The 18,873-nt window shown below is 73.3% G+C and carries 6 protein-coding genes; all 6 read right to left on the reverse strand.

All coding sequences use genetic code 11. From position 1 onward, the window contains the following. Positions 1 to 90: 90 nt before the first annotated feature. The 6 genes from ACIHEI_RS05240 to ACIHEI_RS05265 all read right to left on the reverse strand — a co-directional run bounded on the left by ACIHEI_RS05240 (position 91) and on the right by ACIHEI_RS05265 (position 18,866). Complete coding sequence (locus tag ACIHEI_RS05240) at positions 91 to 1,923, reverse strand: hypothetical protein (protein WP_396605671.1); 1,833 nt, start codon at positions 1,921 to 1,923, stop codon at positions 91 to 93. Then, positions 1,916 to 7,183, reverse strand: a complete 5,268-nt coding sequence (locus tag ACIHEI_RS05245; protein WP_396605672.1) for a hypothetical protein — start codon at positions 7,181 to 7,183, stop codon at positions 1,916 to 1,918. The genes ACIHEI_RS05240 and ACIHEI_RS05245 overlap by 8 nt, the downstream gene beginning before the upstream one ends. Next, positions 7,165 to 10,377: a hypothetical protein gene (locus ACIHEI_RS05250; protein WP_396605673.1), complete on the reverse strand. Its 3,213-nt coding sequence runs from the start codon at positions 10,375 to 10,377 to the stop codon at positions 7,165 to 7,167. The genes ACIHEI_RS05245 and ACIHEI_RS05250 overlap by 19 nt, the downstream gene beginning before the upstream one ends. Further along, positions 10,374 to 11,534, reverse strand: a complete 1,161-nt coding sequence (locus tag ACIHEI_RS05255) for a Kelch repeat-containing protein (RefSeq protein ID WP_396605674.1) — start codon at positions 11,532 to 11,534, stop codon at positions 10,374 to 10,376. Before ACIHEI_RS05255 ends, ACIHEI_RS05250 begins: the two co-directional genes overlap by 4 nt. Positions 11,535 to 11,617: 83 nt before the next feature. Further along, positions 11,618 to 16,312 (reverse strand): DUF6603 domain-containing protein, encoded by a 4,695-nt coding sequence (locus tag ACIHEI_RS05260; RefSeq protein WP_396605675.1) that lies wholly within the window; start codon positions 16,310 to 16,312, stop codon positions 11,618 to 11,620. Further along, positions 16,305 to 18,866, reverse strand: a complete 2,562-nt coding sequence (locus tag ACIHEI_RS05265; RefSeq protein ID WP_396605676.1) for a hypothetical protein — start codon at positions 18,864 to 18,866, stop codon at positions 16,305 to 16,307. The genes ACIHEI_RS05260 and ACIHEI_RS05265 overlap by 8 nt, the downstream gene beginning before the upstream one ends. Positions 18,867 to 18,873 lie beyond the last annotated feature (7 nt).

Consider the following 18,873-nt stretch of genomic DNA (forward strand, 5'->3'; position numbering starts at 1 on the left):
CCCCTCCGGTACGAATCCCCTCCCGGAGGAGCCATGACCATCCTACGAACACCGCCCGAACCGCCGGTCCGGCGTCGGTCCACCCAAGGCTCAGGGCGCCGTGGTGTCCACCAGCAGGTCGAACGCCAGCCCGCTCGCCCCCTCGCCCCGCCCCGCGCCGCGCTGGGCGCCGAGCCAGACGCAGACCCGGCCGCTGCGCCACCGGGTCCGGTGGTAGGCGACGGAGAGCCGGGTGCCGGTCTGCGGGACTTCCTCCTGGTTGACGAAGTACCCGTGCGGTGTGGCCGCGTCCAGTCCCTCGCGCAGCAGCGAGGTCCGCGGCTGGACGGGCGGCAGTACGCCGACGACGTCGGGCATGGCGGCGCGTTGCAGCTGGACGGTGCGGTTGTCGCCGGGGACGTGCACGGGGATGAACGGGATCCAGTGCTCGGGGACGGAGTTCATCGCCTCGTAGGCGATCGGTGCGAGCGGCGCGTCCGGCGGGGCGGGCGGGTGGAGGCGCAGGTGGTAGGCACGGATCTCGGCGGCGACCTCGCTGCCCCGGCGGCCCGGGCCGGTGGGGCGGGGGACGGTCGCCTCGATGCCCCAGACCAGGTCGGCGGCCTCGTCGCGGACCAGCGACACTTCCTCCAGCGCGGGTCCGTCGGCGACCTTGGGCACGCTGGCGGGCAGCAGCAGGCTGGTGTCGGCGGGGGTGTCGGGTCCGGCGTCGATGGTGTCGAGGGTGTACATCGACCAGCGCTGCCAGTTCTCGTCCAGGCCGGTGCCCGCGGGGGTGATCCACAGCCGCTGTCCGAACACGTCGGTGATGGCGAGTCCCTGGATCGACGCGAGGGTGCCGACCGGTAGTTCGCACGGGAGTTGGTACCAGTTGTTGCTGTAGACCAGCGCGAACTCGAGGAAGATCAGCCGGGCCAGGTCGGTGCTGTCCGGCGACACGGCGGCGAAGTTGGTGCCGCCGTCCTCGATCGCCCACCAGCGCGGCAGTGGCATGCCGGCGTAGCGCAGCGGCGCGGGGAAGACGGTGCGGTTGATCGGCGGGAGTGGCGGTTCGGCGCCGCCGACGGGGTGGTCGGGGTCGATCGAGAAGGCGTGCCAGTCGAGTTCGCCGCCGGGGAACTCCTGTGCGGTGAGCACCTTTTCGGTGCCGTCGGGGGCGGTACCGGCCACCGAGAAGCGGTGTTCGAGGCGGCGCGGGTCCCAGCTGTCGTCGCCGTCCGGCTGGTCGATGAGGTCGTCGAACCAGGCGACCAGGCGGGTGCCGAGGGCGTCGAGCGCCGGGTAGTGCAGGTGCAGGAGGTCGTTGATGCCGTCGGAGGCGTGGCCGCCGCCCTTGATGTGCCGGTACAGCAGGTAGCCGTCCATCCGCCGTCCGGCGACGGCTTGGAGAGTGGACCAGGTCTCCGGGTCGGACGTCCGCGGCGCGTCGGTGTCGGTGGTCGGGTCGGGCAGCGCGATCGGGTACATCCGGACGTACTGGCCGCGGAAGTCGAACGCGATGTTGGCCAGCACCTGGTCGCGGCCCAGCAGTTTGAGCCACCGCCGGCCGATCGCCAGCCGCAGGTCGAAGGCGATCGGGTCGCTGCCCGCCACGAAGGCCGGCGGGCGCCGTTCGGCGAGCGCCTCCAGCGGCCGGTCGTCCGGCAGTGCTTCGGCGGCGCCGTCGTCGGGGCGGAACCGGCTGGGCCGGGTCCCGGCGATCGAGTACGTGGCGGTGACGGGTGAGCCGCCGTCGGTGGCGCGGAACTCGCCGAGCTGCCACTGACGGGTCAACAGCCAGAGCGGGTCGCGCAGTTCGGCCCGCAGCGCGCGCTGGAAGTCGGTGGTGCGGGGCCGTCCCTCCAGCCGGTTCCACACCCCGACGGCCGGGTTCGTCCGGCCGGCGAGTGCCGTGGGAAGGTCGGCAATGCGGGGCTCAGGCATGGGCGGCCTTCCAGCGCTGGTTGGCGGTCGCGAGGTCGGTGGAGATGGTGATCGGCTGCCGGGTCGCGGACATCACGGTGGCGGGCAGCAGTTGGGCGTAGGCGGTGTTGTCGAGGTGTTCGGGTTCGACGCCGCGGGTCTTCGCCAGGTCGAGTGTTTCGCCGATCGCGGCGATCAGGTCGTCGGTGTTCCAGGTGCCGGTGCGCACGGGCGGCACGACCAGCAGCATGGCCTGCGGCGGCTGGGAGTCCGGGCCGTCGTAGTGCAGCGCGATGCCGGTGGTCTCGCGGTCGGTGGGGACCACCTCCGTCCATTCGTCGAACAGCAGGCCGACCCGGGTGGTGGAGGGCAGCAGCGGGTCGGGCGCGTAGTGGGCGGTGAACAGCACCTTGTCCTCGGTGATGGGCGTGTCGTCGGCGAACTCCATGGCCAGCCAGTGGTCGCCGGGCCGGAACGGCAGCTGGATCGGCGTCAGTTGCGGTTCGGCGGACTGGAGCAGGGAGCCGAGCAGCCCGCCGGGCCCGCGCAGGGCGTCGCTCAGCAGCACGGCCTGCTCCCACAGCCGGGGCTTGTCGCGGACCCGGGCGATGCCGTGCGCCCAGTCGTCGATCGGGAAGTCCCGCCCGAACGGGGGCTGGGTGAGGTGCTGGACGAGCGTGCCGCTGTTGGCGACGGCGTTCTGCCAGTCGGCGGCGAGCTGCGGGTCGGGCGTGAACTCCGGTACGGCGAGGGCGTCCTGGCCGAGCAGCGCCTTGAGCGCGTCGAGCGCCACCGTGACCTGGTCCGGCCCGGTGACGGCCGCGTCGTACGCGGCGAGCGCCTGGTCGGCGCCGGCCAGCCGGGCGAGGACGTCGGTGTGCAGCGCGCCCGCGCGGTCCAGCAGGTCGCGGCAGAACAGCACCACCCGGTCCTGGAACGGCTGGAGGCTGAGGTCGGTCGGGTCGAAGGCGGTCAGCGGGAGCTTGCCGGCGACTTCGGCGAGCAGGCCGCTGAGCGTGGTGCGGACGGTCCTGGCCTCCGCCCGGAGCGAGGCCAGCTTGTTGGCGAAGGCCTGCCGCCGTCCCACCAGGATCCCGCGCAGGACGGCCGGCAGGGCGGGCAGCGGCGTGGTGGGGGTGGTGGCGATCAGCCGCTCGGCCTGTTGCAGCAGCCGGAACCGTTCGGCGGCGGAGGTGTTGAACGGCAGCGCGTCGTAGGTGGCGAGCAGCGCGTCGGCCTGGGCGAGTGCCCTGGTCATCCGGTCCGCGGCGGCGGCGACGGCGGCCAGCACGTCGCCGAAGACGCCCCGGCGCCACATCGCGAGTTCGCCCCAGCCGCTGCGGACCATGCCGAAGCCGGCGGCCGTGGTGACCAGGTTGGCGTACCCGGTGAGCAGGGTGTCGACGGTGGCGAGGATCTGGGCGCGCTGCGGCGGCGCACCGGCCGGGTAGAGCGGCGCCAGCGTGGCGAGGTAGCTCTCGACGTTGGTGCGCAGCACGTCCAGCGAGGCCCGGACGGCGGCGGGGCGTTCGCGGGGCAGCGAGACGGCGTCGTCGGCGGCCCGGTCGGCGGGGGCCGGTCCGGCGGCGGGCATCAGGTCGGTGGGGCGCAGCGGCCGGGCGGTGGTCAGCAGCGGGCGCAGCACGTTGATCAGCGGGGCGAGTTCGAAGAAGGTGATCTTCCCGGCGACCCGGTCGGTGTAGTGGATGGTCAGTTCGGCGTCGGGCCGCGGGTTGTCGAGGGCGATGACGGCGCCGGTGATCCGGTCGTCGAGGTCGGTCATGGCGCTGTCGCCGGCCGGGCGGACCGCCCAGAGCAGGTCGATCGGCTGGAGGTGGAGGTCGAACTGGCTGAGGGTGCGGCTGCGGGGCTGTCCGGTGATCGGGTCGGTCCAGGTGACCTGGGCGACGACGCCGGTGGCGGGCGGCAGCAGCGCGGGCAGCCAGGCGTTGACGGCGGGTTCGGCCTGGGCGCGCGGGGTGTTGTGGGAGAGCGGGGGCGCGCCGGTGTCGGGTTTGAGGCCGGGGGTGAGGCGCAGGCCGAAGCGGTGGGTGAGGGTGGTGCCGCTTCGGGGGGTGGTGACGACGGCGGGTTCGGGTGGCAGTCCTTCCTTGGCGTACGCGTCGAGGGTGGCGGAGGCGCGTTCGGGGTTGCCGAGCAGCGCCTGGTGGGTGCTTTCGGCGACGGCGAGGTCGGAGAGCGCATCGTGGACGTCGAGCAGGTCCTGGACGGAGCGGTCGACGACGGCCTGCTGGGCGCCGTTGACGGTGGGCAGGCCGTCCAGGCCGAAGGGGTAGGTCTGGGGTGCGTCGCCCCTGGTCACCAGGCGGACCAGGGCGAGGCCGTCGATGACGTTGTGGGCTTCGAGCTGGCCGATCGCCAGGGGTTTGGCCGGGTCGGGCTGGTCGGCCTGGCCGGGGACGGTGTCGGCGATCCGGCCGGCCCGCAGCGGGAACTTGAGGCGCAGCGCGGAGATCAGGAAGTCGACCTCGGCCTGTTCGTGGGCGTCGTGCAGGGCGCGTTCGAGCCGGTAGCCGAGCAGCGCGCCGAGGGACTGCCCCTGCCGCATGCCGTCGAGCAGGCCGAGGGCGATCCGGACCCGTCCGGAGCTGAGGTTGACGGCGAACGAGCCGGGGTTCTGCGGTGAGCCGTTGGCGAGGTAGCCGGCCCGCAGCACGGCGGCGGTGCGGGCGTGGCCGGGGGACGGGGCGTGCAGGTGGCCGCCGTTCTTCGCGTCGTGCAGCAGCGGCGTGCTGCCCTGGAAGACCTGGGCGAGCGGCCCGGTGAGGGTGACTTCGGTGAGTGTGCTGGTGTCGCGGCGGCGGACGTCCTCCAGCCAGCCGTACACGCCGAGGTGCAGGCCGGGGGTGGCGGGGGCGGTGCCGTCGGGGCCGTAGCGCAGTTCGGCGAGGCGTTCGTTGGCGAGGCCGAGGCGCCAGGCGTCGAGCCGGTAGGTGGCGCAGTCGAGGTGTTCGGCGAGGACGCGCTCCAACCGGGCGGTGGGCAGGGTGGTCAACAGGTCGAGGGCGGTGGCCTGTTCGGCGAGGCGGGCGGTGCCGGGGGCGGTGCCGAGAACGCGGGGGATGTGGTCGACGACCAGCCGGGTCGGGTCGCCGGTGATCTCCGGCGCGGCGGAGTAGAGCCGCCGGTAGCGGCTCTCGCTGGGCAGGGTCTGGCCGGGCGCGGGGATCTTGACGTGGATGAACGCCGGGTCGGCGGCGGCCTGTTCGGCGGGGCTGGCGATGCCGGCGGCGATGGCGAGTTCGGTGGCGGCGTCGGCCCAGCCGAGCAGCAGCGCGTGGCGGGCCAGCAGGTAGAGCAGCGCGGACGGCAGGTCGTCGTCGGGGAAGCCGGCCTCGGTGCGGACGGTCTCCAGGTCGGTACGGGCGTGGGCGGCCAGCCACTGGAGGTAGTTGGCGCCGTCGGCGGTGTAGGGCCGGATCGGGTCGGTCTCGGAGAGCGGCCGGTCGTCGACGGGTGGGGCGAGCAGCGGGTGCTGGGTGTCGGTGAAGAGGCGGCGGACCAGGTCGGGGTCCTGGGCGTTGCCGGTGTCGGGGTAGCCGAAGCGGGTCAGCAGGTCGCGGATCGGCCCGGGCTGGCCCAGGCGTTCGAGGGCGGGCAGGACGGTCGAGCCGAGTGCGCCGAGGTTCTCCCGGTTGAAGATGTCCTCGACGCTCAGCGCGTACCGCTGGTAGTACTCGGCGGAGGTGGGGTGCGCGGCGAGGATGTCCAGCAGGTGCTGGTGGGCGTCGGCCCCTTGAGCGCCGAGGTGGGCGACCTTGCCGGTGGCGGCCTGCCAGTCGGCGGCGGCGGCCTGGAGCACGGTGTACAGGCCGCGGCGGTGGGGCGCGACGGGGTTGGTGTCCGGCCAGGCGAGCCGGGAGAACGCGGTGGTGGGCAGGATCCCGTAGGGCTGCCGGCCGATCTGTACGGCGGGGACGGGGCCGCGGCCGGAGACGTGGTCGAGGTAGTACTGCCGGGTCTGTTCGACGACGGCCCGGCCGAAGATCGGGTGCAGCACGGTCTGCAGCTGGTTGCCCCAGGTGGCGGGCCACAGCGCGGTGTCGGCGGCGCGGGCGTCGCGCTGGTCGGTGCTGTCGGAGTTGGCCATGCCGGCCAGGGCGGCGGGGTCGAGGCCGAGCAGTTCGGCGAACCACTGGCCGTCGGTGCGGGTGGTCCAGTCCGCCCCGGCGGCGGCGGAGCGCAGGGCGCTGTCGGCCTGCCGGGTGGGGTCGGTGCCGGCGGGTGCCTGGGCGCTGTTGTTGGTGGGGGTGCCCTGGGGCAGCAGGCCGAGTCCGGCGGGGCTGCGGAGTTGGCGGGTGAGCCGGTCGGTCAGGTCGGCGGCGGACTGCGCCGGGGTGGACTGCGCGCGCAGGCCGAGCACCACCAGCCGGTCGAGGCCGCCGGCCAGGGCGGTGGTCAGTGGGATCCGGAAGCCCATGCCGTCGGTGACGGCCCGGTCGAAGTCGGTCAGCCACAGCAGCGCGTCGGGGACGGTCAGCACGCCGGTGGTCTCGTCGACCTTCATCGGGTCGGTGGAACTCGGGTCGGGGCTGACCTGGAGGCTCGCGGGGACGGGGTTGCCGACCAGGTCGACGACCTTGGTGCCGCCGGCCCAGCCGAGCAGCCGGAACCGGTCGGGCAGCAGGCCGGCGGTGGCGGCGACCGTCCAGGGCTTCTGGGCGATGCCGGTGTCGGGCGGGCGGGGCACCACGGGGAAGGCCACCAGGACGGCGTCGCCGCTCGCCAGCGGCGCGGCGTCGATGCCGGCGGGCCGGCGGGCCCGGATCGGCGCCGCCCTGGCCGGGCCGACGGCGGCGAGCAGCGCGGTGTCGGCGGCCCGCAGCTTCACCCGGTCGCCGTGGGCGCGCCAGACCGCCGTCCAGTAGTCGACCGTCGGCTGCCGGTCGGCGGCGGGCAGCGCGGTCGCGGTGAGGATGACGAGCACGGTGGTGCCGGCGGGGACGGGCATCGGCCGGTCGCCGGGGTTGGCGGGCTGGTGGTTGCTCAGCAGCCAGGTCGCCCGGCCGGGGGCGATCCGGCCGACGAGTTCGTGCCAGGCCGCCCGGTCGCCGACGGGGTCTCCGCCGGTGCGCCACAGCGCCGTCCAGTAGGCGTCGAGGGCGCCGAGTTCGGCCTCGGTGGGCCGCGGTTCGAAGGTGTCGACGGACCAGTCGTCGGGGAAGACGCGGACCAGCAGTTCGGTGGCGGTGAACGTGGTCTCGATCCGTACCGGGCCGAGCAGGACGGGGAAGTCGTCGCTCAGGGCGTTGTCGGCCATACGGGGAGCATCTCCTGTGCGTGAATGGCGACCATGATCGGCGCCCGGAAGAGGATGTAGGCGATGTCGGCGGAGCTGAGCCGGGAGTACCAGAGCGGCAGCGTCGCGTCCTCGGTGTGCTGCTGCTTGGTGTCCGGGTCCTCCTCGGCGGGGTCGAGGGGCGCCAGCGGGACGTTCGTGGTGTCGGTGAACTCGACGAAGCCGGTCCCGCCCGGGTCCACGTCCTGCCAGTTGAGGTCGTTCCACAGCTCGACGGGCGGCTGCGGTCCGGCGTCCGGCTCGTTGAGGCCGAAGCGGGGTTCGCCGGGGCGTTCCTTGAGGACGAAGAACCAGCCGGGGTCGGCGGGCGGATTGCCGCGCGCCTCGGCGGCGTCCAGGTCGAACCCGATCAGGTAGATGTCGGGTTCGACCTTGGCCTCGTAGAGCGGCAGCCGGACCAGGTCGGGCGTCGGGTGGTCCTCGTCGGGCAGCGGCGCGGGGATGCGTTCCCCGGTGGTGATCGGGTTGCCGGCGTCGTCCAGCGGCCAGGCGGCCTTGTGCGCGTACACGGCGGTGTTCGGGTACTTCTTCAGCAGTTCGCCGCGGACGACCAGCACCAGGTCGTCCTTCTGCGCGGTGCCGGGCTGCTGGCGGTTGTCGTTCTCGCCGAGCAGTGCGGCGGGGCCCCAGCGGTGGATCGGTTGGATGTCGTAGAGCCGTTCGCGGCGCTGGTCGGGGGTCTCGCCGGGCGGGGAGAGCGCGGCCCGCGGGTCCCAGAACTGGCGGAACGGGGTGCCGCGCTGGTCGGTCGGGTACTCGCGCCAGAGCATCAGCCGGGCCATCTCGTGGTTGAGGCCGACCAGGTACGACTCGATGAAGCGGCGGTTGTTGGCCAGCAGGGTGATCGAGTTCGCCGGGATCAGGTCCAGGTTCGGCGCGAAGACGTCCGTCGACTGGTCGAGCAGCGAGCGGTACATCGGCAGGTCGATCACCGGGTAGGCCATCGCCTCGATGAAGTTCTCGGCGAACGGGCGCAGCCGCTCCGGCACGTCCACCGAGCCGAGCAGGCAGCGGGGGACGGTGGTGTCCGGGTGCAGCCCCGTCAGCACCGCGTCCGTCGTCCCGGCGACGCCGAGCGGGCCCCGGGCGGGGGCCTGTCCGACGGCGTCGGCGTCGCCCCAGCCCTGGTAGAGCTCGGTGAGGGCGCCCTTGTACCGCTGCGCCTCGGGGCTGTCGACGGTGCCGCCGGTGGTGGGCGGGACGGGGTCGCCGATGTCCTTGAGGACGAAGTCCGGGCTGTGCGGCAGCGAGCCCACCGGATCCGCCGCCGCCAGGCCGACCACGGGGTGCAGGACGTGATCGAGCTGATCCGGGGTGACCAGGGCGGCCGGTTTGACCTTGGGCGCGGCGGCGGTGACGGCGCCGGTGTCGGCGTCCATCCGCGGCAGCAGCGCCTCGCGGGGCTGGTCGGGCGGGAAGGTCAGCGAGCGCATCAGCCGGGCGCCGGGGCGGATGAGGCGACGCATGGTGGCGGACAGCGGGGCCTCGGCGACGCGGCTGGCCGCCACCTGGAAGCCGACGGCCAGTTGCTCGGCGGCGGCGTCGATCGCCGCACCGGGCCCCGGGGTGGTGACGCGGGGGTGGGCGGGCGCGGTCAGCGTCAGGTACTTGCCGGTGGGCGGCGGCGGCACCGCGCCGGCCGGGGCGGCGGGCGGCGACAGGTGCTTGACCTGGAGCCGGTGCCCGACCTCGCGGGCCAGCTGGGCGGCGCGGATCTTCGCGTTGGCCGTCAGGACGTCGCCGATCTGGGCCCACGCGGCGTCCATGAACTCGTCCTGCCGCGCCTGGACGACCTTGGTACCGAAATTCGCGGCGACCCGGTGCCGCGGGTCGAGGTTGAGCCGGTGCACCCAGTTGCGGTTGGCGGGCGAGGGCAGCGGCTGACCGGCGTCGTCGATCAGCAGGTGGTTGGTGAGCGCGTGCCAACGGCCGTACAGCGGCGGGGTGATCACCGGGTCGACGCCGGCCGACAGCGACATCGCCTGGTCGGCCGGCAGCGCGCCGTTCACGGCCGCCGGGGTGGCGGACTGGTAGGCCTCGGCGAGGTTGACCAGGTTGGCCAGCGCCTGCTCGAAGGGGTGCGGGTAGGACGCGGCGGGCGCCGGCCGGTCGTAGAAGTTGTCCCAGTTCTCCCAGGCGTCGATGGGCTGTTCGGGCAGCTGGAGCGCGCCGCCGAGCTTCAGCACCCCGCCGATCGCGGCCGGGGTGGTGATCGGCGGCAGACCCGGCCCGGCCGAACGGTGCACGTCCATGTCCCGGCGGCCGACCGCGGGGTCGGGGCGGCGCGGCTTCAGCAGCCGTACCAGGTACTCGAAGTCGCCGGTGGCGCCGGTGGTGAACGCCCACCGCTGGTAGTAGGGCAGTTGGCCCGTGCCCATGCGGTTGGGGTAGTCCGGGCCCCAGCTGGAGTACAGCGCGGCGGGCGACAGCGCCGGGTCGAACCCGAGCCCCGCGAGCCGCCCGGTCTCGAACGCCGGGACGAGGAACGCCTCGTACGCCACGTCGTGCTGGAGGTGGCGCGGGCAGACCAGCCGCGAACAGGCCCGGTCCGGGTCGGTGCGCAGGATCTCGGCGAGCTCCCCGAGCACCGGGTCACCCGGTCCGCCGAGCTCTCGCGCCACCGGATCGTCCAGCGAACCGTTCACGTGCACGTGCGCCCAGGCGCCGAGCTGGTCGGGCGGCGGGAACACGTTCGGGTTCTTGACGGTGACGAACGGCAGCGGGGTGCCGCCGCCGCCCTCCTCGAACTCGGCGGGCGCACCGTTCGCGTCCGCCCTGGCGGCGAGCACGACGAGCGCCAGCCAGGGCGCGAGCCGGTCGGTGGAACCGTCGGCCACCGCCGGGCTGTACCGCCAGGGGAAGTCCTCGTCGTAGAACTCGATGTGCGCCAGGTAGTTGGGCTCGATGTTGGTGGTGCCCGGCAGCGGCTCCCGCCGGGAGATCGCCCGCCCCTCGACGCCGACGATGTCGCCCGGACCGTACAGCTGCACCGCCCGCTCGACACTCTGACTCAGCGGGCTGCCGTCCAGGCCCTCACCGCTCAGCAGCAGCTTGACCGGGATGGTGGCGCGGGCCGCCGTACCCGGGTCCTGGGTGATCCGGGTGGACAGGCCGGTGCGCAGCCACGGCAGGAACGAGTAGCCGTTCGCGGTCATGCCCCACTCCCGTTGAACAGCTCGGTGGCGGCGGTGAGTTCGGTCGTCGTCGGGTCGGCGGCGGCCAGTCCGGCGCGGGCGGCGCCGCCCGCCGCGAGCACCCGGCCGTCGGGCAGAACGGCCACCGCGAAGCCCCACCGGCCGGTGGGCATGCCCGGTTGGGCGGTCCAGGCATCGGCGGCCGAGTCGTACTGGACGACGCTGCGGAAACCGGCCTCGTCGGCCTCGCTGCCGGTGCCGCCGACCACCAGCACCCCGCCGGTGCCGACCGCGACGGCGCGGTGCTGGGCACGCCCGGCGGGCATGTCCTTGGCGGCGGTCCAGACGCCGGTGGTGAGGTCGTACTTCTCCGCCGTCCGCCGGCTGACCGGGTCGAAGGTGCCGTCGTCCGCGGCCCCCGGCGCCCGGCCGCCGGTCACCAGCACGGTGGTGTCGGACAGCGCGGTCGCCTGGTGCAGAGCGCGCGGACGCAGCAGGCTGCCGGTCGGACTCCAGGTGCCGGTGGTCGGGTCGTACAGCTCGCAGAACGCGAGAGCCGGGTCCTGGCCGGTCCCGACGGACGCGGTCCCGCCGACCGCCAGCACCTTGCCGTCCTTCAGCACCACCGCGACATGCCCCGACCGCGCGTCGGTGAGATCACCCGTCACCGTCCAGGTCCCCGCCGCCGGGTCGTACAACTCGGCGGACCGCAGCGCCTTGGTGGTGCTCCCGGACCGGACGGCGCTGCCTCCCGCCACCAGCACCTTGCCGTTCGGCAGCAGCACCGCGCTGTGCCCCCAGCGGGCCTGGTTCATCGTCCCGGCCGGCGTCCAGGTGTTGGCCACCGGGTCGTAGACCTCGGCCGAGGCCAGCCCCGGCGCGGTGGATCCGCCGATGCCCCCACAGGCCAGCACCTTCCCGTCGGCCAGCGCCACCACCGCGTGCAGCCGCCGCGGCGAGGGCTGAGTGGCGGTCGCCGTCCAGGTGTCGGCGGCCGGGTCGTACACGACGGCCCGCCCGAGAGCCGCTCCGCTCGGGTCGCTGCCGCCGACCGCCAGCACCTTCGAGGTCCCCTTCAGCACGACCGGCCCGTCGTGCTGCCCGTACCAGGCCGTGGCCCCGGTCAGATCGTGAGCGGCGGTCCACTTCGCTGCGGCCGGCGCGATGGTGCTGGTCATGGGGGTCGAACCTTCCGTCATGGGGTTTACGTCATCGGGCCTCGGCGGCGGCGAACGGGTCCGCCCGAAGGCGGGTCACGTCATCAGGGCACGTACGCCTCGACGGCGACGGCCAACTCGACCGGATCCGGCCCGGGAGCCGCCGCGCCGGCCGAGGCGGTCCCGCCCGCCACCAGCACCCGGCCGTCCGTCAGTTCCACCACCGCGAAGCCGTAGCGGCCGGTGCCGAGCGCCCCGGTGGTCGTCCAGCTGCCGGCGGCGGGGTCGAGGACGGCGACGTGCCGGAATCCCGTCTCGAACCCCGGCCCGCCCGTACCGCCGACCAGCAGCACCAGGCCGGAGCGCAGCGCCAGGCAGCGGTGTCCGCGGCGGCCGCCGCCCGGCAGGGGGCCGAGGGCGGTCCAGGCGCCGGTGGCCGGGTCCCAGATCTCGGCGGTGGCGAGGCTGCGCGAGTCCCAACCGGACGGACCGGCCACCGCGTCGCCGCCGGTGACCAGGACGCGGCCGTCGGCGAGCAGCGTGGCCTGGTGGCCCTTGCGGGCGGTGAGCAGGCTGCCGGTCGGCGTCCAGGTGCCGGCGACGGGGTCGTACAGCTCGCAGTGGGCGAGCGCCGCGTCCGGCCCGCCGGTCGGCAGCGCCCCGCCGACCACCAGGACCTTGCCGCCCTTCAGCAGGACGGCCCGGTGTCCGGTGCGGGCGTCGGTCATCGCCGGGCCGGTGGCGGACCAGGTGAGGGTGGCGGGGTCGAGCAGTTCGACGGTGGCCAGCGCCCGGCCATCGGTGTCGGTGCCGCCGGTGACCAGCACCCGGCCGTCGCCCAGCGCGGTGGCGGCGTGCCCGTGGCGGGCGGTGGCGAGCGCGGCGGTGGACGCCCAGGTGCCGGGGGCCGGGTCGTAGACCTCCGCCGAGGCGAGGACAGCACCGCCGGCGCCGAGGCCGCCCGCGACGACCACCCGGCCGTCGCCGAGCCGGCTCGTGCTGTGCCCGGAGCGGGCGGTGGCCAGGCCGGCCGCGGCCGTCCAGGTACCGGCGACCGGATCGAACAGCGCCACCGACCCCAGCGCCGCCCCACTGGCATCCGCTCCCCCGGCCACCAGCGCCTTGCCGTTGGCCAGCCGGACCGCCTCGATCTCCCGCGCGGGCACCGGCAGCGGGCCGACGGCCGTCCAGGCGCCCGACACGGCCGGCGAGCCGACGGACTCCTCCTCGGGAATGACGTGCAGCTGGTTTGCAAGAGCACCATCGAGACCGATCCAGTCGGCGAGCGCGTCCTCGGCGGTGGCCCGGCTGCGGAAGGTCCCGCCGGTGCCGCCGGCCGGCGGGTGTGCCTGGACGTTGTTGCGGATGTTCGCGACCACGAACCGCCGGTCGGTGAGCTGCACCGTCTGGTCGGGCGCGAACGGCTGCCGCAGCTGCGACTCCCGCTGCGAGATCGGCGAGCGGCTGGTGCTGCTGCCCTGAAGCAGCTGGCCGAAGATCGCGGGGCTGACGTTCTGGAAGCGCTTCGGCGCGGCAACGGCGGATCGGGCCGCCATCAGGACGACCCGGCGGGCGGCGGCGGCCGTCGCGGGCGCGCCGCTGTCGATGATGTGCAGCTCGTACCGGGCGCTGCGGCGCACCACCCGAGGCGCCAGCAGGGTGCCGGCGGCCGCGGTCAGTTCCAGTCCGGCGTCCTGGCTCTCGTACGCGGGGCGGGAGAGTTTGGCGGCGTCGTCCAGGTCCTGGAACTGGGCCATCGCGAACCTGTCGCCGGTGACGGAGACCCTGGCGAGGCCACTGTCGGGCGCGGGTGCGATGCCGAACCGCCGTCCGTCGCTGGGCCGTTGGGCGCCGATCCGGTCGAGCCGGACGTCCAGCGGGACGGCCCGCTGGCGGACGAACAGGGTGCCGAGCGGGTGCAGCACCAGCTGGTCGGTGGGGGGCAGCTGCCGGAGGGTGACCAGCGGGTTGAAGCCGCCGGCGGGCAGCTGGGTCTGCCAGCCCTCGATCTTTCCGAACTCCCCTGCCAGCAGCGGGAGTACGGCCACCGGGGGCAGGGTGGTGTTGTGTTCCTCGCCCCAGGTGATGTCGAAGTCGGCGGAGATCTCGAAGAACAGCAGCGAGATGGAGCCGCGGCCGTGCGCCCGCCAGGGCGCGGGGCCCTCGAGGGCGAAGTTCAGGTCGATGCCGAAGACGCCGACGCCGAAGGCCTTCAGGGTGACGCCGGCGGAGATCTGGATGGTGAACGCGAACGGCGAGAAGCGGAACAGCGCATCGAAGGAGAGGTGGCCCTCGATGCGGAACCCGCCGAAGCCGAGCCGGAGTTCGGCCGCAGCACCGAACTGCACGGTGTTGCTGGTGACGGCGAAGTAGCCGGACACCCGGATCAGTTGGCCGGGCCGGTTGAGGATGTCCACGGAGAGCCGCTTGGGCACCGGGAACGGCAGCGGCGGCGGCTTGAAGGACGGGTGGAAGCCGCCGACGGTGAGCACGAAGTCAGGTGCGTCGCCCCAGGCGACCAGCAGGCCCATCCCGCCGTCGATGGTCATCGTCAGCACGTGCGAGTCGAACAGTTCGGCGAAGAACCAGAGCCTCGACTTGTCGACCTCCAGCGCGCCCACGAAGTTCACCTGGAGTGCCAGCAGCGGCAGGTCCTCGCTGGGCAGCAGGCACTTCAGCACGCCGAGGATGGCGATGTCCCCGGGCGGGATCTCGATGACCACGCCGAGCGAGACGCTGACCAGGGTGGGCGTCCCCCAGCCGATCTTGGCCATCGGCCCGATCAGGAACCGGCCCTGCTCGGGCGGGAAGAATGTGCGCAGGTCGGAGAGGATCCGGGGGGCGTTGGCGATGACGTCCTTGGGGAACATCACCGATTCGACCGAGCCGGTCCGGACGCCTTCCGCCAGCGCCTGCAGGTTCATCGACCGGTTCAGGCCGATCAGGCCGCCGACTGCCAACAGCGTGAATCCGTAGCCGAGTTGGATGCCGGTGGAGCCGAAGTCGGTGGTGATCACGATCAGCAGCGAGAAGCCGTTGCTGCCGTCGGGCATCCGGGTGCTGATCAGGCCGATCGCCTTGAGCTCGACCAGTCCGGCGAAGTCCAGGTCGAGGGCGCCCGCGTACTCGCCGTGGTCCGGGTCGAAGGACAGGAACCCGCCGCCCTTGACCGCCCCCGCGTCCACCGAGAGGCCCACTCCCTTGGGCGGTTTGAAGCCGAAGGTGAGGTCGACGGGGCCGAGGTTGCCGTCGCCGCCGGAGCGGAACGCCACATTGGCGGTGAGGCCGACCTGCTCCACCACGGCCGTGACGGGGCCGAGCCCAGCTCGGAAGGACGCGCCGAGGCCGATCGGCAGCCCGTCCGGCCCGGGCGCGACGGAGATGGTGAGGCCCTGGATCTCCAGTGGGCCGAGTTCCAGGTGCGCGGGGAGCTGGATCTCCAGGTTGGAGGTGCCGCGGAAGTAGAAGCCCTGCCGGTAGGAGAGTCCGACGGTGAGGTCGGTGCCGAGGGTGAACCCGCCGGCGGGCAGCACGGAGCCGATGAAGCCGTCCGCGCCGGCCGGGGAGAGGACGAACTCCAGCCCCTCCAGGTCGAATTCGGCGAAGAAGTCGACGGCGTCGCCGACCAGCCGCACCCCGCCCCCGCCGCTGATCCGGCTCAGTTGCAGCCGCGTCCCGTCGGCCTGGCCGAACAGGACGCGCGGCTGGTCGGTCGGCCCGAACCGGTCCACCTGGACGTCGATGGAGCCCTTGGCGTGCACCGGCGCGGAGGACGACTCGAACCCGAGCACCATGTCGATGCCCCGGCCGGGGCGCACCAGCAGCGCGACGCCGCCCTGCAGGTCGAGGTCGCCGCGGATGGTGACGGCGATGTCCGGCCCGAGCTCGAACCGGAAGCCCTGCATCCCGGTGAACGAGGGCAGCAGCGCCAGCCCGGGCGGGGCGCCGTCGGCGGTGGCGGGCAGCGGCAGCAGCCGGATCGCGGCGGTCATCTCGGCCGAGGGCTGGACGCGCTGGAACAGCACGGCGGCCAGCGCCCTGGTCCGCGGCCCGAACGGGTCCGGCGTCGCACCCTGGACGGCCAGCGCGGTGGACGGCACCACCCGCTCGCCCTTGACGTTGGCGCCGATGCTCCGCAGCAGGTTGTCGAGCTGGTTGAGCACCTCCGGCTGGTCGAACGCGGCGGTGCCCCAGCCGAAGGCGTCCTTCAGCACCTGAGCCGGGTCGGCGAGCGCCCGCGGCAGGTCGCCGAGGTCGAGGGCGAGGTGCTGGTACGGCGGCCGGTTCCCGGTGGGCGGGGCGTAGCCGGCCTTCACCACGCCGAGGCCGCGCAGCGCGAAGCCGAGGGTGGGGTGGTAGCGCTGCAGGTAGGTGACGATCAGGAAGTCGATCAGCTGGCCGGGGAAGAGCGTGAGGAAGCCGTCCGCGCGCAGCGTGTCGGGGATGGCGGAGGCGGGCGCGTTGGCGATCGCCTGGATGCCCTTGATGAGCGCCTGCACGGCGCCGAGGGCCCGCCTGATGTCATCCGGTGAGAACGACGCCGCCGCGGCGGCCCCGCCGTCGCCGACCGTGCCGTCGACGTTCAGCCCGCCGTCGCCGAGCAGCGAGTGCAGGCTGTCGTACAGCGTCTCGACGGCGCCCCGCAGGTCGACGAAGGGCTGCGGGATCGCCGTGACCGTCCAGCCGAGGCGGCGCAGCAGCGCGGTGAACGCGGCGGGGGTGGCCAGCCCGTCGCGCAGGGGCAGCAGTGCCTGGCCGATCTCCGCCAGGATCCGTTCGAAGGTGCCCGGCTCACTCATGCTTCTTCTTCTCCGCCTTGGACTCCGGGTAGAACTTCCGGTCGAGGAGCGCGTGGAAGGTGGGGTCGACCCGGTTGACGATCAGCCAGGCGCAGACGTGGCAGAAGTCGGTCTCGCCCTGGCGCATCTTGCAGCGGCCGGTCGGCCGGTAGTGGGCGCCCGCGAAGCGGTCGCCGCCTTCGAAGATCCCGATCGTCCTGGCTCCCTTGCAGGGCGGGCTGAAGTCCGGGATGTCGACCGGGGTGTCCTCCTTGGGGTTGGTGTCCGCGTGGTTCGGGTCCTGGTTGAGCGGGCTCTGGCTGGTCTGGAGGAACCTGAGCACCTCCGGTTCCACCACCTGGAGCGGCTGGTGCAGCTTGTCCTTCAGCGGGACGAAGGCGATCGAGCCCTTCACGAAGGTCGGGAACGGGGCGCTGCCCGCCCTGGTGAGGATGATCGCGCCCTCCCCCGGCAGTACCTGGCCGACGATCAGCCCTTCCAGGTAGTGGGCGGGCGTGGTGTCCAGCGGGAGCTGCTGGCCGCCCGGCGCGATGCCGAAGTTGCGCACCCGCACCTCGGACAGCTGCGTCTTGACCTGCTGCCACTCGGCGATGTTCCGGGTGCCGATGGTGAGTTTGAGGCCCTGGACGGGGCTGGTCACGTTCACCGAGTCGGCCAGCAGGACGGCGGCGGAGCTGATCCGGGGCAGCTGGAACCACTTCACCTTGGCCGGGTCGATGCGCCGGTCCGGGGCCGGGGCGACCCGCAGGAATCCGAGCCTGGACACGTTGTCCCCTGCCAGGTCGACGGGTTGCTCCTCGTCGGGCCCGCCGTCGCCGCGGAACTCCTCGTACTCGTCGAGCAGGTTGAAGCTGTGGCCGAACTCGTGTGCGACGGTGTCGATGACTCCGGCGAAGTTCACCTCGGTGTCGCCGGGCGGGTCGCGGCGCAGTTCCCGCTTGTCGGTGGCGTTGGCGTAGACGTACGAGACCCCCTGGATGGTGTTGACCGTCTGGGCGGTCACCGTCCGGACGTTGAAGTTGGTGCCGCCGTCCACGCCGTCGTTGACGATCAGCGCGATCAGGCCCCGGCTGGGCTGGAAGTGCTGGTCGTCGGGCTGCCACACGGCGCCGACCGGGACCGTCGAGCCGGTGACCTTCAGGCTGCCGACGAAGCGGAGCAGCGTGTTGGCCACGTTGATTTCCGAGGGGTTCATGTACAGCTCGGGCGGGTGCCGGCGGACGTCCAGGGTCAGGTTCCGGGTCGGCCTGTTCCGGTAGAACTCGTACACCCGGGCGACGAAGTCCTTGACCCCTTGGTCCCCGACCGTGTCGGCGGTGGGCCTGACCACCGGGCCGAAGCCCGAGAACCGGTCGCCGGGCCGGGGGCCGAGGCGGACGCCGAAGAAGGTGTCGCGGGCGTGCAGGATCCCGACCGACTGGTGCGCCTTCCAGGCCTTGATCAGGTCGTCATTGATCCTGGCCGGCTCGATGACCAGGTCCTGGGCCTGCCAGGTCGCCACCAGGTTGGTCCGCTGGTCGCCGCGCATCGGGAACCCGACCAGGTGGACCAGCTCCTCCAGGCTGTAGAGGTTGCCTCCGCCGATCTGATTGGTCGGGATCGGGAAGCCGATGCCCCTCGCCTGGCCGGCGTCGATCCGCTCCTCGCCGGCGGCGACCCGGAATCCGCAGGTGACGGTGTGCTGCTGGGAGGCGGTGAAGGCCTTGAAGACGTTGAAGCTCTTGTTCAGCATGCCGTACGGCTCGTGCGCGGGCTTCTCGAACATCTCGTGGATGGCCCGGGTGACGATCTGGTCGAACTTCGGTCGGTCCTGGTCGCGGAACCCCTCGGCGAGGAACAGCACGTTGTGCTTGTCGGCCAGGGTCGTCAGGTCGTCGCCGCCCATCTCCCGGGTCACCGCGTGGTCGGCGGCGTAGTCGACCACCCACACGTTCAGCAGTTGCGCACCGCCCAGGCCGGGGAACAGCCCGGACAGCACCCAGGGGGTGCCGGGCTGGGTGGGCAGCACGCCCCGCAGACGGCCGGTGGGCGACACGGCGAGCTGCCGGGCGTCGGCCGGCACCAGCTGGACGTACCCGTGGCCGGTGATGTCGCCGATCAGGTCCGTCCCGGTGCCGGGGTCGTCGCTGAACTTCGCGTACAGCGACGGCTGGGCGTGCGCCACGGTGGTGTCGAGGGCGGTGGTGATCGAGTCGTTGCCGAACCACCAGCCGACCACCGACTTGTGCACCTGGAGGCGGCCGACGATGTACTGGCCGCCGGTCTGGGCCTGGAACAGGAAGACCCCGGGGGTGGTGGCCGTGACCACGCCGGTGGTGTTGTCGTACACCGGCACCCCGTCGAACCGGTGGCCCTTGTCGTTGAAAGGCGCGAAGAAGTCGACCGTGCACTGACGCGGCAGGACCGGGGTGATGGTGAATCCGTTCGTCGCCGGCACCGCCACCTGGCGGGTGGCCAGCGAGAGGGTGAGCGGCGGCGTTCCGGTCAGCGCCATGTGCAGGTCACTGTGCGGGAACAGCAGCAGATCGGGGGTGGGGTCGGGCGGCTGGGCCACGGAGGAC

Source organism: Kitasatospora sp. NPDC051984, assembly GCF_044593455.1.
Taxonomy (GTDB): domain Bacteria; phylum Actinomycetota; class Actinomycetes; order Streptomycetales; family Streptomycetaceae; genus Kitasatospora.